This window comes from Flavobacterium sp. ov086 (assembly GCF_900187965.1).
GTDB lineage: Bacteria > Bacteroidota > Bacteroidia > Flavobacteriales > Flavobacteriaceae > Flavobacterium.
In genome coordinates this window covers 1-23,968 of the sequence record NZ_FZNL01000003.1, presented here as the reverse complement: position 1 = coordinate 23,968, position 23,968 = coordinate 1, and the positions used below count along the sequence as shown (strand labels likewise).

Below are 23,968 nucleotides of genomic sequence, written 5' to 3'. Positions count from 1 at the left end.
ACTAGAAACCAATGTTGACAGCTTGTTGAAAATCTGTACCATTTTTTATCAATGAGTTTCTGGAAGCCGATGGAGTGATACCCGTAAACTTTCTGAACTCTTTGATAAAATGTGCCTGGTCATAATACCCGCAGTCGTAAGCTATTTCGGTTAACGATTGTGTAGTATTGAGCACCAGTTGTAAGCTTTTGTTAAATCGTAATACCGAAGTATAAGCAGCAGGACTAATACCAATGTTCGAGAGGTAAAGTTTTTGTATATATCTTTCTGATAATCCTGATTGCTGAGCCAAAACAGGTAAATCTAATTGTTGGTGATCAAGAGAAATGTGATGATTGAGTGCCTGAACCATTGAAACTTTCTTTAATCGGGTTTCGTTTTTTTTCAGCTGTTCAAGAAAGTAGGTTTCAAGTATATTGATTTTATTAGTCAAACCATCTGTTTCCATGACACGATCGTATAATTCTCTGTTTTCTCCCAAAGCTACATCGTACATATCAGTGGCATAGTTAGTAAATTCAGACAAGGGATCAGAGAAAAACAGTGCACTGGCATGCGGATAAATCCTGGCAATAAGTATCGATGTACCTTGTGCCACAGTAAGTCGGGTAGGAAGGGTGAGATGTCCCAGAAGTTCTATTGAAGGCGTATCTTTTCGGTTACCATTGATAATAGTCGCAGCGGCTCCTTCAGAGATATTGACAATAAAATCTACATACCCGCTTGGATAAAAAACTTCGTTATCCAGATTTTTTTCAATCGTAACAATAGTATAATTCTTTATGTATGGCGCTAAAATGACGGAAGGTAAAATCTCCATATACTTAATTTTTGTCGTAATTTAAGGAATGAATCTATTGATTATTAGCCTGTTCTAAATTAGAGAAAAAAGTAATAGGAACTGATGTATAAGATTAAAAAGTTAATCTCGTAAGGTGTTTGGTTGAATTTCAGTATAATAAAAAAGCCTGTAAACAATAAGTTTACAGGCTTTTTTGTGGAGTCGCCGGCTATAGCGCTAATTATATCAGAGTTGGTTGTTAATAATTGATTATCAATAAGAAACGCTTGTTTTGTAGTAATTCTTATATTTGTTATAACTAAGTTTTTATAACTAAATATAGCATTATTGTCAACTAAATTGTCAACTGATGAAATACACTTTTAATCTTAAAGAGCCGAAGAGTGATAAAGAAACTTTGATTTTATTTTCATGCTATTTTAAAAATGAGAATAAGAAATTTGTCTTTTCAACTGGAGAGAAAATAATGCCTGAAAATTGGGATTTTGAAAATAGATTCCCTTTTGTAAATGGGAAAAAGAAATCAAAATTTGTTCAAAGTATAAGACTTCAGATGAATCGATACTCTGATTTATTTCTTGAAACAGAAAGCTTGTATAAAAGAATAAATGAACCTTTTACTTCGAAGAATTTAAAAAAAGTCTTTGACCAAGAGTTTAAAAAAGCTCCGTCTGGGAAAAATACATTTTTTGATGCATATGATGAGTTTACAACCGAAAAGGAAAAAGGCAAAGAATGGTCGGCGTCAACAATTAAAAGGTATAAAAATATAAAGAATATTCTAGAAAAATTTGAAGCAGCTAGAAAATTCAAATTGACATTTAGTAAGATCGATGAAACATTTCATCGTGAATTCACTTCCTATTGTATGGATGATTTAAAGCATATTAATAATACTTATGCTAGAAATCTAGGGCTTTTCAAAACCTTTATGTTTTGGGCTAGGAAAAATAAATTCACTTATAATGATAGTTTTACAGAATTTAAAAAAGTTGAGAGAGTAATTACAAATCAAATTGCATTAACAATAGATGATTTGAATAAGTTGATGCAACACGAATTTGAAAGTGAAAAGCTAGGGAAAGTTCGTGATGTTTTTGTCTTTGCTTGTGTAACTGGTATGCGTTTTGGTGAGCTATCTCTGATAAGAAGAAGTAATGTAACTAATGATTTTATTTTATTAAAAGAAGATAAAGATGAAACTAAAGAAACCAGGGAGATACCTTTAACCAGTATTTCTAGATATATTTTATTAAAATATGATTATAAACTTCCTTTAATTGCCAATCAAAAACAGAATAAATATATAAAAGATGTATTTCAGGAGATGGAATACAATAATAAAGTTCAAAAAGTTACAACTAAAGGGAAAGAAAATATTAAAGAAGAAATGTTCTTTTACGACAGAATAAGTACACATACAGCAAGAAGAACTTTTATTACTATGATGAAAAGACAAGGTAAAAGTGATAAATTAATTGCATCTATAACTGGGCACAACGATATGAAAACTTTGAATCAGTATTATCAGATTAGTGAACCAGAGAAAAAAGAAGCCATGGATGAAGTTTTTAATGTTGAATTGAAATTGAAAGTTGTTTAGTATGGATTTTAAAAAGAAATATTTTAAAAAGAAATCAAAATTTATTGATTTAAAGCCTCTTAATAATAAGAATACTAATGGTGAAATTAAACTAGGTGTAATTATTCTTATTATGGTTTTTCTTTTTTTGATTGCTTTTTATTTTTTCGAAAATGTTTTTCTGAAGTCAAAAGGAATATTTAGACTAGTAGCTATAGGGATAACGTTTTCGGCAGCAATTATGGTTGTTTTATATTTTCGTCTTTTGATTGATAAAACCGATAAGAGGAATAAAATAAATTCAGCAATAGTAAATTATGATTTTTCGAATGATGAAAATAATACAATGGAAGTTCGGTTTAAAAATTTTTTTAAAGATGAATTGTGTTATTTGAATTTTAAAAATAATGCGATTAAAATTGGATTAATTGGCCAAAATTGTAAGTGGTTGTATAAAGAAAAAGAAATTTTGTACTTCGCTTTATTGTTCTCTAAGTTAAAACAGAATAATTATTTTAAAAATACAATTGAAAACAAAGATTTTTGTGAGGTTTCTAGCCAATTTTTAGATATTAAAATTAATTCAACGATGCTAACAAAATATGATCTTTCCAAGGAAAATAATCTAATTAAAGCACATCATGAAAAATATTATGAAAAGGATTATTCCATTTTTAACCAAATATAATTCAACTCATTTTCAATTGAATTCAATTGAAGATATTGAATACAAATAAATTATAATTAATACGATTAAGTTATAAAATTGTAAAAAATTAAATCTACAATTTTATGCAAAATCCATTTGAAACAATTCAATCAGAATTGAAAGAGCTAAAAGGTTTAGTTGCACAACTTCTTACTAAACCAGAGAAAGATTTATCGAATAACATGTACACTGTCAAAGAAGCGGCAGAACTCTTACATGTGGATCGCCAGACTATTAGAAACCATATTGATAATGGTAATATTAAGGCTTCTTTTATTGGGAGAAGAATTTTAATAAATCACGAAGAGTTATTTGACTCCCTTAATGAAGTAAAATCCCTTAAATATAAAAGACAAGTATAGAAAGTACCATTTCTATACTTGTTTTTTATTATCTAACCTATTGTATACACCATATATACAATAAAAAACATTGTACAAAATGGAAGAAAAATATTTACGAGTAGGAACTTCCTATTTCAAAATTATAGATAAACCTTTAATTTCTGGCGATAAAGTAAAAGTAATGGTTCGGTGGAATCGTGAAACAATCATTTCAGATCACGGAAAATCGTTTTTAAACGATATATCCAAACTAGATGGATTTTGCTGTATTCCTAATCATTTTGGTTATGAGCAAATTGTAGATGATTTCTATAATACCTATCATGAACTCCCCAATCAACCGATTGTTAAGGATTTTCCAATTCATGAACTCGAAAAATTGATTCCGAATTCATTGCAATTCATTCAACATATTTTTGGAGATCAAAGGGAATTAGGCTTAGACTACATAAAACTTTTATATGAAAAACCTACTCAAACATTGCCAATTCTTTGTTTAGTAAGCAAAGAGCGATCGACAGGGAAAAGCTCTTTTATAAAGTGGTTGAAGGCAATTTTCGGAATGAATATGACTTACATAAAAGGCGATTCATTTGGTTCACAGTTTAATTCTGATTGGGCAAGTATGTTGCTTGTAGCCATTGATGAAGTCTTTTTTGATAAAAAAGAAATTACAGAACGTTTAAAATACCTTTCTACGACGGACAAAGATAAAGTAGAAGCAAAAGGAAAGGATAGACAAGAAATTGAATTCTTTGCAAAATTTATTCTTTGTTCTAATAATGAAGATAATTTTATTCAAATAGATGAAGAAGAAATTCGTTTTTGGATTCGTAAAATTCGTACTATAAATACAGAAGATGTATTCTTTCTTAAAAAACTGAACAAAGAAATTCCGTATTTCTTAAAGTACCTGCAAATGAGAAATTATTTTTCCGAGCAAAAAACGAGAATGTGGTTTAAACCTGAACAGATTATGACAGCTTCTTTATTAAAGCTTGTAAATCGAAATAAAGAAGAAATACTTATTCTTGAATTGATACATGAATGTTTTGAGAAAATGGAAGAGGATGAGTTGAAATTAGCTCCTAATGATATTTTTATTCTACTGAGGAAGCAAAATAACAGAATAAATATTTCTGCTAATGAAATAAGAAATATTCTCAAACGATGGAGTTTTACTCCTGAAGATAATACGAAGTCTTATTGTGGAATTGAATTACTGTCGCATGGTGAATATGTGAAAGTAGATCGAAGAGGACGTTTTTATACGATCAAAAAGATTTTGTTTTATAAAATATTTGATGCTTTGATGCAAAATTAGTATAAAGTCTTGTAATTGAGCTAAAGAGATCTGCATCAAAGCTTGCATCAAACTAAAAAACAATCTTTTTTGATGCAAAACTGATGCAGGACACAAATAAAGTGATGCATTGATGCAGCTATTGATGCAGTGCAATCTTAAGGTAACCAATGGGTTACGTAGTTTTTGCATCAAAACATCAAAAAAAGCAAAAGTTATAATTCTTTTTTTCATTAGCAAATGAACAGACCTGTGCGAAATCAAATAGAAGATTTATTAAAAAAAAACAATTATGGAAAAGTTCAATTGTAAAATTGCAAATCAAATTGATTTAGTCAATTATCTTAAAACATTGGGGCATGAGCCATCAAAAATAAAAAATCAGGATTATTGGTATCTATCGCCACTGAGAAATGAAAATACACCCTCTTTTAAAGTGAATCAAAAATTAAATTTATGGTATGACCATGGATTAGGTAAAGGAGGGAATGTAGTTGATTTTGGGATTGAATATTTTAGATGCACTGTTTCTGAATTTTTACAACTTTTAAATGGTAAAAGTATTTCCTCCGGTATAAGTTTATCACTTAAGAATGACAATCGACAGTATTCAAGTCTAAGAATTGCAAATGAAAAGAAAGATAATCCTCTTGATAAAATTGTCATTGTTGATGTACGCACATTGGAAAATAAGTTGTTGATAGCTTATTTAAATAACCGAAGCATTTCACAAGAGATCGCGAGACAACATTGCAAAGAGGTTGATTTTTGTTTAAATAATCGAAAGTATATTGCAATTGGATTTCAGAATATTTCAGGAGGATATGAATTACGTAGTGAAAATTTTAAAGGTAGCAGCTCACCAAAAGACATCACTTTCATAGATGCCCAAGCAAAATCAGTAGTCGTTTTTGAAGGCTTTTTTGACTACCTCTCTTATAAAATGATGAATCAAAAATCAGTTAATCAACAAACAAATTTCCTGATACTTAATTCACTGTCTTTTTTTAAGAAGTCTATGCAATTAATGGAAAAACATGAGAGAGTTGATCTCTATTTAGACAGAGATACAGGAGGTGTAAAATGTACTAATGAAGCTCTACAAAGAGATTCTACAAAATATATCAACCAAAGTTTTTTATATGAGCAAAAGAAAGATTTAAACGAATGGTTAAACCAGGGAAAGCAAGTTAAACAAGGTCATAATTTTAGGAGATCTATATGACGTCCGAGTGGTAGCCAGCTATGTTTTGGTAAAACCAAAACGCTGGCTCCCCTCATGCTATCACATTCGTTGAGAGGATTTTTTTCATGCTGCCGCATTCAAAAAATAAATGATAAGAGACTATGGAAGAGAAAGAAATTAAAAAAAATACAGGAGGTAGACCCAAAAAGGCTGTAAAAAGAGATCAGCTTATGGCAATTAAATGTACACTCTACGAGCGTAAAATAATTGAAACCAAAGCTAAAAAAGCAAATCTTACCGTTTCCGAATACCTTCGTGAAATTGGACTCACAGCAAAGATAGATTACAGAAATAAAGCTCTTCCAAAAGAAATTCTAAGCTTTACCGGAGTGCTCAACCATATGGCAGCCAACCTGAACCAAATTGCTAAAAAGAGAAATAGCAATGATGAATTAAGTCCGCTTGAAAGGGCAGAATTAAAAGTGCAGTCAGGTCAGGTTAAAGATCTTGCTGTCCAAATTAAAAACTTTATGTCATGATAGGTCATGTAAGCATAGGCAGCTCTTTTTACCATTGCATTAGCTACTGTCTGGAAGATAAAAGAGAATTGTCCGAAGAGAAAAAGCTTGCACTTGCAATGCAAGATCATTTACAGCATAAAGAGCGTGCAGAAGTATTAGAATACAATAAATGCTTCGGAAACAAATATGAGCTTACTGGGCAGTTTAAGGATGTTAGAAAATTAAGCAGGCGTATTGAAAAACCAATGTTGCATCTAACCCTGCGTTTAGCCCCGGAAGATACATTGACCAAAGAACAATTGAGAGAAGTTGGCAGAGAATGCGCTAAGGAGTTTGGTATAGCAGACAACCAATACATCTGTGTACTGCATAAGGATACCAAAGAGCAACACATTCATATTGCAGCCAATCGTGTTGGATTTGACGGCAAAGTAGCCAATGACAGCAATAGCTATAAACGCATGGCTGAACTTTGTCGTCGTCTTGAAAAGAAATACGGTCTTCAAGAAGTATTAAGCCCAAGAGCATTCCTGTCCCCTAAAGACAGGTTATTGCCTCGTCATGACAGTAGAAAAGAAAAACTAAAAGCAGATATCCAACAGACATTAAAGTCTGTCAGTTCTTATTTATCATTTGAGAGACAGATGAGAGATTTGGGGTATAAAGTTCTTAAAGGCAGGGGAATTTCTTTTATAGATGATAAAAAAGTAAAAATAAAGGGGAGCGAAGTTGGTTTTTCATTAACAAAAATTGAAAAGATATTACGCCATAAAGAGCAACTTGTGATAAAAAATACAAGAGAAGAAAAAAAACATAATAAAGACAGGCAGTCAATATCCAATTCTTTCAATACTGGAAAGCAAAACGAGGAAAAGCAAAGCTATAACTCAGGTAGAACAGGGGAGGAAGTTGTTAAAGAGATTTTAGGGTTTACAGGTCAGCTAACGAATTCTGAATATGAACCGGATTATATTGATCCTGAATTAATGAGAAGACTCCAAAAGAAAAAAAAGAAGTCATCATTAAGGAGATAATATTTTAAAAAATAATAGTATGGAAACAGATGGAAACAAAGGATATATAGAACGAGAAACATTACAATTAGTATTGGAGGAATTTACACAGGAACAGAAAACAAATAATCAGCATATTGAGGCGCTTGTTATTGCAGTTAATAACGTAGGCAATAAAATAGATGCCTTTAAAAAGGAGGATAATACAGCAAAAAGTGTTTCAGAGACATTGGATATTAAAGCAATAGAGACTATCCTGCAAAAAGGCTTCCTAGATATTAAATTTATGATTGGCAGGCAGCCAAAAAGTATCGTTAGGAAATTTCAGATTTTGTTATTTCCAGAACAAGATGCAAAACTGTTTTATAAAATTGTTTTTGGAAGGTGGTTTTTATGGCTTGTTATAATGGTAGCCCTAAGCAATCTTTACAACTGGGGAATACATTATAGCGACAATAACAAAGAAATTGAAATGCAACAAATTCAAAACGATAGGATAAGGAAAGCCTGGGAATATATGTATATTAATAATGATAAAGAAACTAAAAAGCTTATGAAAAAGGCATATGTAAACTCTCTAGAAAGTAAATGACGATGGAAACTTGAATTAAAATAATTTCTTTTATTCAATTAAGTAAATAAAGTTGGAGATTTATAAAGGATTTTTTGTCTTAAAAAATGGTAGGCTGTATTTAAAAATTAAGATTTATTTTTTCCGATACAGAAATTGGCAACTTACTGTTTAGTAGGTCTACCGTATTTTGAGGTATAGCAGAGGGACAAATTTTTGCAAAATATAGCAAACAAACCGTAGTGCTTTTTTGATAGGAGTATAAAATTTTGTTAAAGTATGAAAACGGACTGTTTAAGAAAATATTAACAAACATAATTTAACTTAAATTTAAAAAAAAAAAATAGTTAGATTCAATTTTTTAACTAATATCAAATATGTAATTGTGATTTGAAACCTTTATGTTCATCATAAATTAAAAACCTCCAAAGTCATATGATTTTGGAGGTTTTTCGTTTAATGGGATTGTATGATCTTTCTAGCCAATTCAAAACTTATAGAAAACGAATAATTGAATCAGATGTAAAAGGGAGAGATTTAAATTATCTAAACAAGAAATTTAATTTTTCGTTCTAATCATTTCACTTCTTCAATCTCTCCTGGTTTCCATGTTTTATCAAAGAAAGGCTGTAGTGGGCTGTATAACCTTAATAATGTAAACCAACCTTTTCCAGGAATCGTTTGAATCCAATTACCCTCATTAACATTTGCTGGTTTTTTTGGAGAAAAATAAATTGTATAAGTGCCATCTGAATTTGCTACCACTGCAGGTGTAGGATAACTTTGACTTCCAGCTCTTGGATAACGCTGCGGAGTTTGAAGCATTGATCTTGTTTGATTATCATATAAAGTCAACGACCAGAATTTGGCTGCTGGAATATTTGCAGGCAATGTCAATTTATATGTTTTTGCTCCATTTAATGCTACAGATTTTGAATCGAAAAAATTACCTAAGTATTGTGAACCAATATTTGTTAAACGCATACACATAGCCGGTGTAATACCAGTGGCAGAATAAAACATACCAATACGGGCATTTAATTTTTTGGCACCATCATCAGGAAATTGTTTTACACCTTCTTTTGTAATCATCGGTGGTGGAGTTTGAAACTCATAACCACCAACAAATAAAGGGTTTACCCAATGGCTATCTTCGCCGTAATAATTGAATCCTTCTTCTGGCCTTGGTGTAAAAGAGATCGTACGACTTATTGCATTGCCCATTGCTGCAGATTTAATCAGTATTTTTTTTAATCTTTCATTTGGAGTAAATGGCTTATCTTTTACAATACCAATGGAAGCCAAATAACCTGCTATTTCAGGATCTAAAGCATTAGCAGGCTGAGCTTGAATTGCACTGTTTAACATTTCGAAAAAAGAATAATCAGCAGGAGGAATGGTGTTCATTTCTTTTCCCGTTCCTTCTACAAACTTTAAATCACTTGGTTTAGAAATAGGTGCAAGCGTTGACTGTCCATTTAAAAAAGAGCCAATACTTGAACCCCAGCTTCCAGGGTTATAAGAGTATATTTTTAAATTCTTTTTTACGTTTTCATCTGTAGGCTTAGGGTCATTATTTTCTAAAAATGCTCTTCCTAAAATTCCCACTTGCATGGTTTTACTATGATAAATAAAATATCCCCCTTCAGGTAAAGTTCCTTTGTAACCCGGTGGCACGATTAAGTATTTTCCACCCATACCACGGTCAGGACCTGGCAATCCAAAATCAGTAACCCAACCCCAAAACATATCATCAATAACACCTAAAGTATTCGGAGGTGTCTCAACAATGATGGGCCCTTTACTTAAATCAGCATAAGTCCAGAAATAGTAAGTATCTGCGTTAGCGGTAAGAAAAAGAGATTTTGAGTCCATAAGTCCCGAGAAAACAAGCACATCATTATCGTTTATCCCTGCTTTTTTAAATCCTTTTATTATTGCATACTGGGATACAGCTGCATATCCATTTATAAATGCATCGACACCATGCACATAATCAATTTCGTCATATAATTTTTGTGCAGTTGCGGCATCCGGCATGCCATCCTTAAAATTTAATGTACCGAGCGATGACTGAACTTTATCAGGAGTAGAAATAGATTGTAAAGTGCTTTTTGGTACCTGTGCATTGCTAATTAAAGATATACTGCCTATTATTAATAATGATTTGATTGTTTTTTTCATCTTTTCATTTTTAATTGATTAATAATTCATTGAATTCTAACAAAAGTACAATAAGTACTAAAAACCCTAGTTTTTATCTACAGTCTAATCCGTTTCAACTTATAATATGAAACCAGAATTTAAATTTATTGCTGGTTGTTTAGCGGTGTATATATTCCCCCTTAACAGATTATTTTTTCTCAGTTTTATACTACCGGTGAAGTATTATGAAGTTCTATTTTCTAATTTAATCATGAATTTATTAAATAGAGGAATATCTGATTTTGAAATTTCATAATTAGAACATTTGAGAAAATCTAACATTTCTAGTTTGAATATTTGAACATTTTTTTTAAGTTTTTACAATTCTTTTTTTCTGAATTACGATTCGAACGCTTAAGATAATTTAAACTCGAATAGAGATTTTTGAAACCGTAACATTGATAAAACTTGTTTCAAATTATAAAATGAAACAAGTTTAGAAATGCCCGTTTAAAAAATCATATGTAATTTTATTTAATAAGTCTTAAAGCAAAGAATAAATAAATTTTTAAGTATGAAAAATAAATATCTAGTTATTCTGGTAACTTCTTTGATTTTAAATCAGGGATGCCAAAGAAATGCAGTCTCAAATGAAGTTACGATATCTAAACCTCAAACTGATGCTAAAATTACAATGGATGGAGAACTGCCTTCAAAAGAATCTATTCCACTATTGTTCGATGAAATGGATTTTCAGCAGGCCACACAATGTTACTTATGGGGATTGCCAATTGTGGCTTTCGCAGAATGGCAAAATATTCATTACAAAACATTTAATGCATCGAGTAATGATTTGGTCTTTTATAATTCATACAATGATCGTTTAGGGATTTTAACGGGTAATGCAACAACACCTTACATTATGTCATTTATTGACTTAGCCGCAAACGGACCAACAGTTATCGAAATGCCAGCCGGACATACAGCTGGAGGACTTGCAGATTTCTGGCAAAGAGAGCAGGCTGTTATTGGAGAAATGGGACCAGATAAAGGAAAAGGAGGTAAATACATATTAGTACCACCAACAATGAAAGATTTTAAACCGGCAGGTTATTTTATAGTTCCTTGTAATACGGTTAATATGTTTTTTGGATTTAGAGCTTTAGATCCGGACCCAAAAGTGACCGAGACATTGTTGAAACAGGTAAAAATTTATCCTTATGATAAACGTGCTAATCCAACGCCAACAAAGGTAGTAAGTCCGCCGGCAGGAAAAAAATGGTACGGAATTCAGCCAACCGGAATTGCCTATTGGGAACGACTTCATGCTATTTTGCAAAATGAACCTGTTGAAGAACGTGATCTTTTTTTTATGGAGTGGCTTAAAAACCTTGGCATAGAAAAAGGAAAACCTTTTAGCCCGGATGAACATCAGAAGAAAATCCTAATTGCTGCTGCTGAGAAAGGGCAGCAAATGGCAATGGCAAATTCATTCAGTAAACGTTTTAAGGACGTAAAACATTGGCCGGATAAAAAATGGGATTATGTAATGGTTATTAAAGATCCATCGCAACATGCTGATTCTTATGATGAATTTTTTGAAAGAAGTTCTTATTTCTATGAAGCAGTTACGTACTCAAAAGCTATGATTACAAAAATACCAAATGTAGGTCAAGCATATCTGGGATCTTATTATGATAACAATGGAAATTGGCTGGACGGAAGCAAAAACTACACATTAAATGTTCCTGCAAATCCGCCGGCAGTTAATTTCTGGTCGATTACTATTTATGACGTAGCAACACGTTGTTTAATTGATAATGCTCAAAAAAACGCCGATTTATCTTCTCGTAAAGACTTAATCAAAAATGCCGACGGATCAGTTGATTTATATTTTGGACCAAAAGCACCAGCGGGAAAAGAGAAAAATTGGGTTCAAACTTTACCTGGAAAACATTGGTTTACCTACATGCGTTTTTATGGACCAACTGCAGCTTATTTTGATAAAAGCTGGAAAATGGACGATATTAAAGAAGTGAAATAAGAAAAAAAACATAATCTATAAAGCAAAATGAATAACACAGCCTTTCTATGATTGGTTTAATTGCTTTTTTGTTGTAAAAAGAATGTAGATCTCCCTACAAAAGAGGAAACAAAGTTAAGGGTGTAGTATATGCACTCTTAATTTCTTTATATACCTCCTCGTGTTTTTTCTTCTGAGTTGGGCAATGTAGTGTTTAAGAGATTATTATATTTTAAGTTTAAAAAATCGATCTATGAAGACTTACCAATAAAAAATAAAGATTTTGATTTTTCCCAGTATAATTAAAAATTAATTTACTTTTTTAATCATACTACTTCAATCTATATCTTAATTGTACCTGAAATACCTTTTGCTTTACTCAAGAATGTTCAGTTAATTTCTGGAAGTGTGAAATTAACTTAATTCATATTTTTTGTATTGAAAGATAGTTTCTATTGATTAATACTGTAAAGAGATGTTTTTAATTTGTAAGAGGAAGAGTTCTCGAATTGTTTTTATTAACAATGAAAACATCAACTAAATTGTCAACTAAAAAACAAAAAGCCTGTAAACATTGAGTTTACAGGCTTTTTTGTGGAGTCGCCGGGAATCGAACCCGGGTCCAAACAAGCAACTAAAGAGCTTTCTACACGTTTATTTCCTGATTGGATTTTCGATGTTAAGCTAGGTCAGGAACAACCACTCAACACTTATCTTCTTAATTTCGAAATCCACCCGAAGCTCATGGAAATCTAGGTCTATTTTTACGGTTCCCCTATACTGACCGCCACAAACCAAGGCTTTCAAGGAGAATCCAGCTTCCCTATCTGATAGGGACGTGGCTAATCTTACTATAATTCAGATTATGCAGCTAAAGCGTAGTTATTTTCGCCGTGTAAAATTGTAAGATCTTATATTTACGAGCAAGGTCTCAATGCTCGACGTGCTTACTTTTCAATTCGACTTGCTGTCAAAACCAGTCGACCCCAAAAATGAGTTTGCAAATTTATACTATTTGAAGATACTTTGGTAATAAAATTTACACAAAAATAATATTATTCTTCATCCTTAAAATTAAACGGATAATCACCAAAAATAGGCGCCAGTTTACGAACAGCATAAGTGTTTCTGGTCATCTTGTTAGATAACGCAATTATGGTTACATGTTCTTTCATTAACGGTATATATGATGAGGTATTACCATGCCACCATCCATTATGGAAGTAATAATTTTGTCCAGTTTCCCAATTAATCATTCGAATACCAAGTCCGTAATTTTTTTCTCCTTTGCGCTCGTTACTGTAACCAGTATAAACTTGTTTTAAAAGTGCAGGTTTTAAAAAGTCAGGTGAATTTCTGGCTCTGTCGAATTTTAAAAGATCTCGTACCGTTGAAAAAATGTTTTTGTCTCCATAAACATTATCAAGATAATCAAAACCAATTTCTGCGCCATTACCTTTATAAGAAGGTACAATGTTTTTACGGTCTTTATCATCGTCAAAAACATAAGTATTTGTCATACCTAATGGCTTGAAAATCATTTGAGACATTGCTTCTTTATATTTTAAACCCGTAATTTTTTCGATTATAAGCGCAAGCATTGCATAATTGGTATTGCAATAACTAAAACGTGTTCCGGTTTTTGACTCTAATCCAATATTTTTTGTGGCTAAAATATCTAAAATATCTTTATTGGTAAGCTGATTATGCCTGTCCCAAACCGATTTGTCTCTGTCTGTAAAATAAGCATAATTACGCATTCCGCTACGGTGACTTAGTAACATTCTAATCGTACAATCTTCGTATGGAAATGTCTTTAAAATTGTATTTACTTTTTGGTCCAAATCAATTTTTCCGGCATTAACAAGTTTAAGAACCGCTGTTGCAGTTAGTACTTTACTGACAGAAGCAATTTGTACAGATGTATTTGCTGTTATTTTAGTTCCTTCGTTTTTATTAGCATAACCACTATAGCGTTCAAAGATAATTTGGCCGTTTCTGGCAACCAAAAAACTTCCGTTCATACTATTATTTGGCCAGTTTTTGTTGTAAAAGTGATTTATTCTTCCGGTTACTGAATTTAGATAAGCCTGTGTAAGTCTTTTTTCAGGACCTAAAGGCTTCATTTTTGGTAAGGTATCTTCTACTGTGGAAGCTTTGTCAATACTCGTTTTTTTATCTTTTCCACATGAACTTAAAACTAAAATTAGAATAAGTATTTGTGGTATATTTGTTCTTTTAAGGAAATTCATTTGCATCATTCTTGAAAAACAAATATATCGAATTCAATATTTATGTTTTGCTTTTTTTCAATATTTGAAAAGCTTTGTTTAACATAAAATTAACTTGTTTTTTATTTAGTCGATTGTTAACCAGCTTTTAACGGTTTTTAAAGATTCTAAATTGTATTTTGACAACAAAACTTTAACGAAAATTGTTATATTTGAAACAAATAAGATGTAAAAAGTTATATTAATAATTACTTCAAACCTATTTAAATGAAATTTGGAATCATAAAAGAAAGAAAAAGCCCACCAGATCGCCGAGTTGTTTTTGCTCCAAGTGAATTAGCAAAACTTAAACAATTGTATCACGATGCTGTTGTTGAGGTAGAAAGTTCAGATATCAGAATTTTTTCAGATCTTCAATATAAAAGTATGGGAATTAACGTTACAGAGGATGTCTCCGATTGTGATGTTTTATTTGGTGTGAAAGAAGTTCCCGTAGAAAATTTAATTCCAAATAAAGCTTATTTTTTCTTTTCACATACTATAAAGAAACAACCTTACAATAGAAAATTGTTACAGGCAATTTTAGAGAAGAATATCGATTTGTACGATCACGAAACTATTGTTGATGCTGAGAATCGCCGCTTAATTGGTTTTGGAAAATATGCCGGAATGGTTGGCGTTTATAACGGTATTCGTGCTTTTGGGATAAAATTTGAATTGTTTAAATTACCTAAAGCTGAAACTCTTGCCGGAAAAGACGATTTAATTAAACATTTAAAGCGTATTACAATGCCAGCTTTAAAGTTTGTTCTTACCGGAACCGGAAAGGTGGGAAGTGGAGCTAAAGAAATTTTGGATGCTATTAAAATAAAAGAAATTACGGTAGATAATTATCTAACCAAGAACTACACGCAGGCAGTCTATGTACAATTGGATGTTCTGGAATATAATAAACGTATAGACGGTGAGGTTATAGATTTTAACGATTTTGTAAAACATCCAGATGAGTATGTTTCTGATTTTGAAAAATTTACTAAAGTTTCAGATATTTATTTTGCAGGTCATTTTTATTCAAGTGATGCGCCAGTGATTTTGACAAAAGAAATGTTGAATGCAAATGATTGTAAGTTAAAAGTTGTTGCTGATATTTCGTGTGATGTAAACGGACCAATCGCCTGTACTTTGCGTTCGTCGACTATTGCAGAACCTTTATATGGTTATTTCCCGCTGGAAGATAGAGAAGTTGATGTTTTTCACCCAGCTGCAGTTGTGGTAATGGCGGTTGATAATTTACCATGCGAAATTCCAAAGGATGCAAGTGAAGGTTTTGGAGAACAATTTATGGAACACGTAATTCCTGCTTTCTTTAATAATGATAAAGACGGAATCCTAAAACGTGCAAAAATAACTGAAAACGGAAAACTCACAGAGAGATTTAGCTATTTGCAAGATTATGTAGATGGGAAATAGGAAAAGTTTCAAGTTTCAGGTTTCAAGTTAAAAAAGAGGTGTAAAACTTTAAGTTTTACACCTCTTTTTTGTTATTTAAAAAGTTCGTATTCAAGTTCTGCGGCCCAGAACTTGAAACCTGAAGCTTGAAACTTTTTTAAACAAAACAATTAAATCATCTCCTCCGGTTTTACCCAAGCGTCAAAATCCTCTGGAGTTACGTAGCCCAAGCGAACGGCTTCGTCTTTTAGAGTTGTTCCGTTTTTGTGAGCGGTTTGTGCAATTTCGGCAGCTTTATAATATCCAATTTTTGTGTTTAAAGCAGTAACTAACATCAATGAATTGTCTACTAATTCTTTGATTCGTTTGTAATTTGGTTCGATTCCTTGTGCGCAATGTTCGTCAAATGAAACACAAGCGTCACCCAGAAGTCTTGCCGATTGCAGAAAGTTTGCTGCCATCACAGGTTTAAAAACATTTAGTTCATAATGTCCTTGCATTCCGCCAACGGCAATTGCCATATCATTCCCTATTACTTGTGCACAAACCATTGTTAAGGCTTCACATTGCGTTGGGTTTACTTTTCCGGGCATGATTGAAGATCCTGGTTCATTTTCCGGAATATGGATTTCGCCAATTCCTGAGCGTGGTCCGGAAGCTAACATTCTGACATCGTTTGCAATTTTATTTAAAGAAACCGCCAATTGTTTCAAAGCTCCGTGTGTTTCAACGATTGCATCATGTGCAGCGAGAGCTTCAAATTTATTCTCGGCAGTGATGAAAGGGTGATTGGTGAATTTTGCAATATATTCGGCAACTTTTACGTCGTAACCTTTTGGCGTATTTAATCCTGTTCCAACTGCGGTTCCGCCTAAGGCGATTTCTGATAAATGGGATAAAGTATTTTTAAGCGCTTTTAATCCGAAGGATAATTGTGCGGCATATCCTGAAATTTCCTGTCCTAATGTTAATGGTGTAGCGTCCATAAGATGTGTACGTCCAATTTTTACAACATCTTTGAATTCTGTTGCTTTCGCCGATAAAGTTGCATGTAATTTTTCGACTCCGGGAATTGTGGTTTCAACAATCATTTTGTAAGCCGCAATATGCATTCCGGTTGGGAAAGTATCGTTTGATGATTGCGATTTGTTTACATCATCATTTGCTTTTATAAATTGCTCGCCTTCGCCAATGTTGAATCCTTTTAGAACTTGTGCACGATTGGCAATAACTTCGTTTACGTTCATATTGCTTTGAGTTCCTGAACCGGTTTGCCAGATTACAAGCGGAAATTCGTCGTTTAATTCTCCAGCAAGAATTTCGTCACAAACGGCTGCGATTGCATCTCTTTTTTCGATTGGTAAAACGCCTAAATCGTAGTTTGCATATGCGGCAGCTTTTTTAAGATAAGCAAAGCCTTCGATGATTTCGTGTGGCATTGATGCCGATGGTCCAATTTTGAAATTATTTCTGGAACGTTCGGTTTGTGCTCCCCAATATTTATCGGCTGGAACCTGAACTTCGCCCATCGTGTCTTTTTCTATTCTGTATTTCATGTTGTTATTTGTAAAAGGTTATATGTGATTTGTGAAATGTTGTAGTGAATGGGACGCGGATGACGCTGATTTACTTCGTAAAGACGCGGATTAAAACTGATCTTTTCTTTTATGATTGAATCTTCTTATGAAAATGGTTGCCCTAGCCCTGATGGAAGCGGCATCCTTTTATGTCCGCCGCGGCGGACATAAAAGATATAGTGTACAGCAGGAAATAGCTCCTGAATATACTTATCTTCTTCTGTTTTAGATTGTTTGATTATAAGGGAATTAATCATGTCAAAAAAAGCTTATTTAAAATGAGTTTAAATATACGGATAATTGTGATTTTACGAAAATTGATTTGGATTTTATTGCTAAGGAAAAATATAAAACTTACATTTGTCCTTACATTCAAAAATTCCGGAAAACATGTTTGAATTTTCACAGTACTTAGGCTTTTTACTTTTCTTGACCATACTAACTATAGGGTTTTGGTTGATGTTTTTCTTAGTTGGTTTCGTATCTTATTGGGTTACGGGAGCAAGCTGGGAAATGTTCAAAGAGAAAAGAGCAAAAAAGAGACAAGAAGAGCAATCAATTTAATTTTAAATTGACTTCATAAAGAAAGGACCCGTTTATACGAGTCCTTTTTTTTATTGCCGAAAACTAAATTCCAATAAAAAAAATTCCAAATTCCAATCAGTAATTTGATTAATTGAAATTTGGAATTTTTTATTTTATTGGAATTTCACCTATATTATCCCGGATAATCTCCTCCGCCACCGTCACCATCATTTTTAGGTGCTGCATTTTTATCTCTGTCGTTTTTAGCTTTGTTAAAACGGTACGTAAACGATAAGTTGAACTGACGTTTACGGAATTGCATTTCACTATAAGCATTTTGGCTCTCATGCGTCACATCGTTCTCAAGGTAAGTGTATGATCTCATGATTCTTGAGTTGAAAATATCACTAATATTGAATGCAATTGTTGCTTTGTCTTTTAGTACATCTTTACTAAATGCTGTATTCATACCAAACTGACCTAGGTTTCTACCTTGAGCTGTTTTTTGTTCGCCATTGTAAACGGCGCTTAATTGCCAGTCTATTTTGTATGGTAAAGTTAATTTTGAGTTGATTCTGGCAAACCATGTATTGGCTTGATTGTCCAGATTTTGTACAACTGTATTTCCTTTAGTATCGATATAGGTATTATCTCCGGTAGTTTTTACGTTGTAAAAGTTGAAGTTACTGTTGATTCTCCATATTTTGAATGGTGTGTAATTAAGAGTAAACTCAAAACCAAATTTTTGTTCTCTCCCTAAGTTAATCGGACGGCTTAAGATAACCGGAATTCCTTCAACTGTTTCACCTGGTTTAGGAGTTACGATCTGACCATCAGGAGTTAAAATGTTACCGTTTGGAGTTCTCACGAAACTGAAAACGTCTTTTGTGTTTTCGAAATAAGCTGAGGTATTGAACGTTAATTTGTCCCAACGTTTGATGTATCCAATATCGAATTTATCAGTTAGAGAAGGATCTAAGTCCGGATTTCCCTGAAAGATATTAACATTGCTGGAATAATTCGTTGCAGGATTCATGAAACGACCTCTAGGTCTTGTTAAACGCTTGCTGTAACTTGCTGTGAAGTTACTTTGATTTGAAATTTCATAACTAACAAATGCACTTGGAAATAAGTTGTTGTATTTTTTAGTGTTGAAATCCTTAGTATCAAGCAAATTAACTTGAATGTTAGTGTCTTCCCAACGCAAACCAAATAAATAAGAGAATTTATTTACCTTGAAACCGTATTGGGTGTAAATTGCATTTATGTTTTCTTTGTATTGTAATGTATTTGATAAATCTGGATCCGGTTGATCTGAGTTGTTTGTTATTATATATTGGTTGTTCAGGTCGCCAAAACTTCCTTTGTATCCTGCTTCAAACTGGCTACCTTCGCCTAAAGGCAATACATAATCTGCTTGCAATTGTATTTGTTTCTGTACCTGATCGTTCAATGTAGTGTTGAAATTTGGGGATGCTGTAATGTAACTATTACTATCGTCTGTATTTCTTGAAATCGATAAATCGGCAGTAAGTTTGTGTCCTTTATCGTTGAAATTTTTGATTAAGTTTGAGGTATATTCTACGTTTTCACTTCCGGTAACACCATCATTTAAACGGTATGAGTTACCTGTAAAAGCGTTCGCAGCGTCAAAGTTACTATAGGTGATGTAATCTCTTGTGTCACCAGAACTCTTTTGGTAATTAATAGCATTTGTCCAGAAAGTATTTGGTGCAACGGTCCATTCAATACCCGCTCTTCCGTTAAATCCGTCAGAAGTTCTTTTAGTATCACGATCTTCATCAAGATATCCTTTTGCATTTCCATTTGCATCAACATATTGAGTGTTGGTTAAACCTGCACCTTCGCTAGTTCTGCGGTTGTATCCAAGAGTGGTGAAATAATTTAACTTTTCGGTTTTATAGTTTAAATTTCCGCTTAAACCGTATGTTTCAGGAAGTCCTGTAGAAGCAATGAAAGTTCCGTTTAAACCTTGATTTTTTCCTTTTTTAAGAATGATATTGATGATTCCTGATCCACCTTCGGCATCATAACGTGCAGATGGATTGGTAATAACTTCGACTTTATCAATCGCATCAGCAGGAAGCTGACGTAAAGCTTCGGCAACATTGATTGCGTTTGAAGGTCTTCCGTCAATTAAAATCCTAATATTATCACTTCCTCTTAAGCTTACATTTCCTTCGGTGTCAACAGAAACTGATGGTACGTTGTCAAGAACATCACTTACAGTTCCTCCTTTTACCATCATATCCTGACCAACGTTGTAAACTTTTTTATCCAGTTTTATTTCTACTGTCGATTTTTCGGCACGAACAACAACTTCGTTCAATTGTGCTGCGTCTTCAGACAGATTTACAACTCCTAAATTTGTATCTCCTGAAATAGTTTTTCCTTTAATTTCAGTGGCTTTAAACGAAATAAATTCAACTTTAATATCGTAAGTTCCAGGAGCGACAGCAACTTCGAATTCTCCTTTTGGGTTTGTAATTCCGCCTGCAACAACTTTTGTGTCATTTGGAGCCATTAACGAAATGGTTGCGTATTCAAGTGGTTGTTTGCTTACTTTTTCGAAAACTTTTCCGGTAACTTTTGCTTTGTTTTTTCCAGCGGGTGGTTGCTGCGCATAGTTGTAAAAACTTGTAAATAAGAATACAAGTAATACAGCAAATTTGATGTTTTTCATTGCTTTTTTTGGTTTCTTTTTCTTCTTAGACCGCAAATGTACCTTTTGGTTTAAAGAGAAGAATCACAAAAAAATGTTAATATAGTTTTTTGGAATCAATCCAAAAAAGAAGCAACAAGATCTAAATCACGACCAATAATCGCTTTTCCGTCTTTGATAACAATCGGGCGTTCGATTAAAATCGGATTGTCGATCATGGCCTGAACAATTTCATCATTAGTCAATTCTTCTCCCTTGTAATTTTCGATCCAGATTTTTTCTTTTGTTCGAACTAATTGAATTGGATCCAGATTTAATTTATCAAGTAAATCTTTTAATTCTTTAAAAGTGGGAGTCTCTGTTAAATAAGGAATAATCTCATATTTTTGATTGGTTTGTTCTATAAAAGCCAAACAATTTCTTGATTTTCCGCAACGTGGATTATGATAAATTTGTATCATTTTACTATATTTAAGGTGTTATAACTAAGTTAAAGTAAATTTTTGGTACTTTAGCAAGACCAAAAGTAAGATTTACTTATTAAATTAAAGATCTTTTAATACTCGATTATTAAAGATATTGTTTCTCATTTTTAAAATTTTAAATATATGTTTTTAGAACAAGGGATTAAGCCTGAAAATGTTTTTTGGAAATATTTAATAGGGTCTGTTTTTATAATCACGGCTTCATTTATTGGTCAGATTCCTTTTACATTGGCGATTTACTTTAATTATAACGGTAAAGGAGCTTTTCCTACTGATAATGATGCTGCACTAAAAATGCTTGAGCCAAATCTAACCTTATTTCTAGTAATGATTTCTTTTGCGTTTGCATTTGCCGGAGTGTGGTTTGTTGTAAAATATTTACACCATCAATCGCTGTTATCTGTTACTACATCAAGAAGAAAAGTAGATTGGAATCGTATTTTGTTTTCGTTCGTTCTATGGTCATTTTTTTCTATTCTAAGTTTTCTCTTTGTTTACTTGCAATCTCCTGAAAATTTTGTGTGGAATTTTAAATTGATTCCGTTCTTGATTTTAGTTCTTATGGGAGCAATATTAATTCCTATTCAAACGAGTACTGAAGAATATGTTTTTAGAGGCTATTTGATGCAGGGATTTGCAAATCTGGCTCAGAATAAATGGTTTCCGCTCATGATGACTTCGCTTATTTTTGGATCGATGCACTGGTTTAATCCGGAGGTAACCAAAATGGGAAATATTATTATGATTTACTATATAGGAACGGGTTTGTTTCTGGGGGTTATCACTCTTATGGATGAAGGAATGGAACTGGCTTTGGGATTTCATGCCGCCAACAATTTGATTGGAGCTTTATTGGTTACGTCAGATTGGTCCGTTTTTCAGACGAATTCTATTTTTAAAGATATGTCACAACCTTCAGCAGGTTTTGATGTCATTTTGCCGGTTGTAGTGGTTTATCCTATTCTGCTTTTTATCTACAGCAAAAAATACAACTGGACCAATTGGAAAGAAAGATTAACAGGTAAAATAAATGTTTTACAATCACCAAATTAATAGTATCATGTCAAAGTTAACACATAAAAATGTACATAATTATTTCAAACTAAATGGCTATCATTTAAACGGAAAAAATTTATGTCAGGCTGGATATAGTTACATCAAAGAAGGCGATGTTTACGAGCGTGCGATTGGCGAATTTTTGCTGGATTGGTTCGATGATAAAGAGTATATCGAAATGACAACTTCAGGAACAACGGGGCTTCCTAAGCTTGTAAGATTAGAAAAGCAAGCCATGATTCAGTCTGCATTGGCAACTGGGGATTTCTTTGGTTTAGAACCGGGAAATAAAGCTTTGCTGTGTTTGCCGGTTCAGTTTATTGCCGGTAAAATGATGCTGGTTCGGAGCCTAATTTTAGGATTGGATCTTGATATTGTTTCGCCTAGTACAGAGCCTTTAGCGAATAATTCGACGAAATATGATTTCGTAGCAATGGTGCCTTTGCAGGTTCAGAATTCTATTGAAGGTTTGAAAAATATAAAGAAACTAATTATTGGTGGTGCCAAAATGGACAGTGCTTTGGAAGAAAAGCTTTTGCCATTGAAAACTGAAATCTACGAGACTTACGGAATGACCGAAACTATTACGCATATTGCCGCTAAAAGAGTAGGAGATAGTGTATTTTCGATTTTGCCAAACGTAAAAATTTCTAAAGACGATCGTGATTGTCTGGTGATTTCTGTTTCTTCTATTTCCGATGAACCAATCGTTACAAATGATCTTGTAGAATTGATAAACGAAAATCAGTTTATCTTTTTAGGAAGAATCGATAATGTAATTAATAGTGGTGGGGTAAAACTTATTCCGGAGCAGATAGAAGCAAAATTGATAGGAAAGATTGATGCAAGATTTTTTGTAACCGGAATTCCGGACACTATTCTGGGCGAAAAATTAATTCTGGTTATCGAAGGAGAAAAGCAGGAATTTGCTCCTGACTTTTTTGATGTTCTTGGGAAATTTGAAAAGCCTAAAGAAATAGTTTTTGTTCCGAAGTTTAAAGAGAACGAAAATGGGAAGTTATTGCGTAAACCTAGCTTAGCTTAGTTTTTTATCATATAAGTTATATAAGTTCATTTAAAGTAGCGTATAATTGTTGCTGTTTTGTCCCTACAGGAAATGTCATTAAGTTTAAGCTTTTTTAAAGGCAGTTTTGTCAGGCTGAGCGAAGTCGAAGCTTATATATGTAACTCGACAAAGAAAATTTTACCGCAAAGTTCACAAAGAATTCCGCAAAGAACGCAAAGTTTTGTGAATTACGCTTTGCTCTAAGATCACAAAGGGATTGTGTAAAGGTTAAACTTAATTACATTTCCCATAGGAATATGCATTAGTTATGTTAAGTTTTTTATTAAATGAACTTATATAACTTATATGGTAAAATCAACAATAAAAAAAAGCCTTTAGATTTACTAGACTGCACCCAAAAGTTTAGACAAATTTATAATTAAGTTTGATAATAATGAGCTCGATATTTTATCGGGCTCATTTTGTTTAAATTTGATTTAATTCTTTCGTTATTGTAATATATTATATACTTATTAATTTCTTTTTTTAATTGTTCTATTGATTTAAATTTTTGGGTATAAAACATTTCAGATTTTAATATTCCAAAGAAGTTTTCAATAATTGCATTATCTAGGCAGTTTCCTTTTCTTGACATGCTTTGTTTGATTCCTTTTTGTTTTAATAAAAGTTGGTAATGATTCATTTGGTATTGCCAGCCTTGGTCTGAATGAAGTATTAAATTTGTATTATCTGGTAT

At 32.6% G+C, this 23,968-nt stretch carries 20 protein-coding genes and 1 other RNA gene; 13 read left to right on the top strand and 8 right to left on the bottom strand.

Going from position 1 to position 23,968, the window contains the following annotated elements; translation table 11 throughout:
* Position 1 precedes the first annotated feature (1 nt).
* Complete coding sequence (locus tag CHB81_RS03760; protein ID WP_089350561.1) at positions 2-820, bottom strand: helix-turn-helix transcriptional regulator; 819 nt, start codon at positions 818-820, stop codon at positions 2-4.
* A 331-nt stretch (positions 821-1,151) separates the two neighbouring features.
* On the opposite strand from CHB81_RS03760, the gene CHB81_RS03755 reads away from it, so the two are divergent.
* From CHB81_RS03755 to CHB81_RS03720, 8 genes are all read left to right on the top strand, one after another.
* On the top strand, positions 1,152-2,405 hold the full coding sequence (locus CHB81_RS03755; protein ID WP_089350560.1) for a tyrosine-type recombinase/integrase: 1,254 nt from the start codon (positions 1,152-1,154) through the stop codon (positions 2,403-2,405).
* A gap of 1 nt (position 2,406) precedes the next feature.
* Complete coding sequence (locus CHB81_RS03750) at positions 2,407-3,072, top strand: hypothetical protein (RefSeq protein WP_089350559.1); 666 nt, start codon at positions 2,407-2,409, stop codon at positions 3,070-3,072.
* A 104-nt stretch (positions 3,073-3,176) separates the two neighbouring features.
* A complete protein-coding gene (locus CHB81_RS03745) occupies positions 3,177-3,455 on the top strand; it encodes a helix-turn-helix domain-containing protein (protein ID WP_089350558.1) in 279 nt (92 codons plus the stop codon).
* A 79-nt stretch (positions 3,456-3,534) separates the two neighbouring features.
* Positions 3,535-4,761, top strand: a complete 1,227-nt coding sequence (locus CHB81_RS03740; protein ID WP_089350557.1) for a primase-helicase family protein — start codon at positions 3,535-3,537, stop codon at positions 4,759-4,761.
* A 271-nt stretch (positions 4,762-5,032) separates the two neighbouring features.
* Positions 5,033-5,965 carry a toprim domain-containing protein gene (locus tag CHB81_RS03735; RefSeq protein WP_089350556.1) on the top strand — a complete coding sequence of 311 codons (933 nt, stop codon included), beginning with the start codon at positions 5,033-5,035 and terminating at the stop codon, positions 5,963-5,965.
* A 122-nt stretch (positions 5,966-6,087) separates the two neighbouring features.
* Entirely contained in the window at positions 6,088-6,465 is a 378-nt protein-coding gene (locus CHB81_RS03730; RefSeq protein ID WP_089350555.1) for a mobilization protein, read from the top strand.
* Positions 6,462-7,481: a relaxase/mobilization nuclease domain-containing protein gene (locus CHB81_RS03725; protein WP_089350554.1), complete on the top strand. Its 1,020-nt coding sequence runs from the start codon at positions 6,462-6,464 to the stop codon at positions 7,479-7,481. The genes CHB81_RS03730 and CHB81_RS03725 overlap by 4 nt, the downstream gene beginning before the upstream one ends.
* A gap of 19 nt (positions 7,482-7,500) precedes the next feature.
* The gene (locus CHB81_RS03720) at positions 7,501-8,052 is read left to right on the top strand and encodes a hypothetical protein (RefSeq protein WP_089350553.1); all 552 of its coding nucleotides are present in this window, start codon (positions 7,501-7,503) and stop codon (positions 8,050-8,052) included.
* 555 nt (positions 8,053-8,607) lie between these two features.
* Here the strand turns inward: CHB81_RS03720 and CHB81_RS03715 are convergent.
* A complete protein-coding gene (locus tag CHB81_RS03715; RefSeq protein WP_089350552.1) occupies positions 8,608-10,215 on the bottom strand; it encodes a DUF1254 domain-containing protein in 1,608 nt (535 codons plus the stop codon).
* Positions 10,216-10,750: 535 nt separating this feature from the next.
* Here CHB81_RS03715 and CHB81_RS03710 point away from each other — a divergent pair.
* Positions 10,751-12,220 carry a DUF1254 domain-containing protein gene (locus CHB81_RS03710; protein WP_176427488.1) on the top strand — a complete coding sequence of 490 codons (1,470 nt, stop codon included), beginning with the start codon at positions 10,751-10,753 and terminating at the stop codon, positions 12,218-12,220.
* Between the two features lie 571 nt (positions 12,221-12,791).
* On the opposite strand, the gene ssrA is transcribed toward CHB81_RS03710, so the two are convergent.
* Together ssrA and CHB81_RS03700 are read right to left on the bottom strand one after the other, a co-directional pair.
* Positions 12,792-13,187: a transfer-messenger RNA gene (ssrA, locus tag CHB81_RS03705) on the bottom strand.
* Between the two features lie 67 nt (positions 13,188-13,254).
* Positions 13,255-14,457: a serine hydrolase gene (locus tag CHB81_RS03700; protein WP_089350887.1), complete on the bottom strand. Its 1,203-nt coding sequence runs from the start codon at positions 14,455-14,457 to the stop codon at positions 13,255-13,257.
* A gap of 240 nt (positions 14,458-14,697) precedes the next feature.
* Here CHB81_RS03700 and CHB81_RS03695 point away from each other — a divergent pair, with 240 nt between their 5' ends.
* Positions 14,698-15,900: an NAD(P)-dependent oxidoreductase gene (locus CHB81_RS03695; protein ID WP_089350551.1), complete on the top strand. Its 1,203-nt coding sequence runs from the start codon at positions 14,698-14,700 to the stop codon at positions 15,898-15,900.
* Between the two features lie 149 nt (positions 15,901-16,049).
* Here CHB81_RS03695 and fumC read toward each other — a convergent pair whose 3' ends face one another.
* Positions 16,050-17,435, bottom strand: a complete 1,386-nt coding sequence (gene fumC / locus CHB81_RS03690; protein WP_089350550.1) for a class II fumarate hydratase — start codon at positions 17,433-17,435, stop codon at positions 16,050-16,052.
* A 411-nt stretch (positions 17,436-17,846) separates the two neighbouring features.
* Here fumC and CHB81_RS03685 point away from each other — a divergent pair, with 411 nt between their 5' ends.
* Positions 17,847-18,020, top strand: a complete 174-nt coding sequence (locus tag CHB81_RS03685; RefSeq protein ID WP_026984685.1) for a hypothetical protein — start codon at positions 17,847-17,849, stop codon at positions 18,018-18,020.
* A gap of 154 nt (positions 18,021-18,174) precedes the next feature.
* Here the strand turns inward: CHB81_RS03685 and CHB81_RS03680 are convergent, their stop codons facing one another.
* The gene (locus CHB81_RS03680; protein ID WP_089350549.1) at positions 18,175-20,685 is read right to left on the bottom strand and encodes an outer membrane beta-barrel family protein; all 2,511 of its coding nucleotides are present in this window, start codon (positions 20,683-20,685) and stop codon (positions 18,175-18,177) included.
* Between the two features lie 95 nt (positions 20,686-20,780).
* Positions 20,781-21,125, bottom strand: coding sequence for an arsenate reductase (glutaredoxin) (arsC, locus tag CHB81_RS03675; RefSeq protein WP_089350548.1), 345 nt, complete (start codon positions 21,123-21,125; stop codon positions 20,781-20,783).
* A 147-nt stretch (positions 21,126-21,272) separates the two neighbouring features.
* Here arsC and CHB81_RS03670 point away from each other — a divergent pair, with 147 nt between their 5' ends.
* Both CHB81_RS03670 and CHB81_RS03665 read left to right on the top strand, forming a co-directional pair.
* Positions 21,273-22,202: a CPBP family intramembrane glutamic endopeptidase gene (locus CHB81_RS03670; RefSeq protein ID WP_089350547.1), complete on the top strand. Its 930-nt coding sequence runs from the start codon at positions 21,273-21,275 to the stop codon at positions 22,200-22,202.
* Positions 22,203-22,209: 7 nt separating this feature from the next.
* Positions 22,210-23,250, top strand: a complete 1,041-nt coding sequence (locus CHB81_RS03665) for an AMP-binding protein (RefSeq protein ID WP_089350546.1) — start codon at positions 22,210-22,212, stop codon at positions 23,248-23,250.
* A 400-nt stretch (positions 23,251-23,650) separates the two neighbouring features.
* Here CHB81_RS03665 and CHB81_RS03660 read toward each other — a convergent pair.
* Positions 23,651-23,968 (bottom strand): IS3 family transposase (locus tag CHB81_RS03660; protein ID WP_176427487.1); only part of this gene is annotated, 318 nt, incomplete at its 5' end.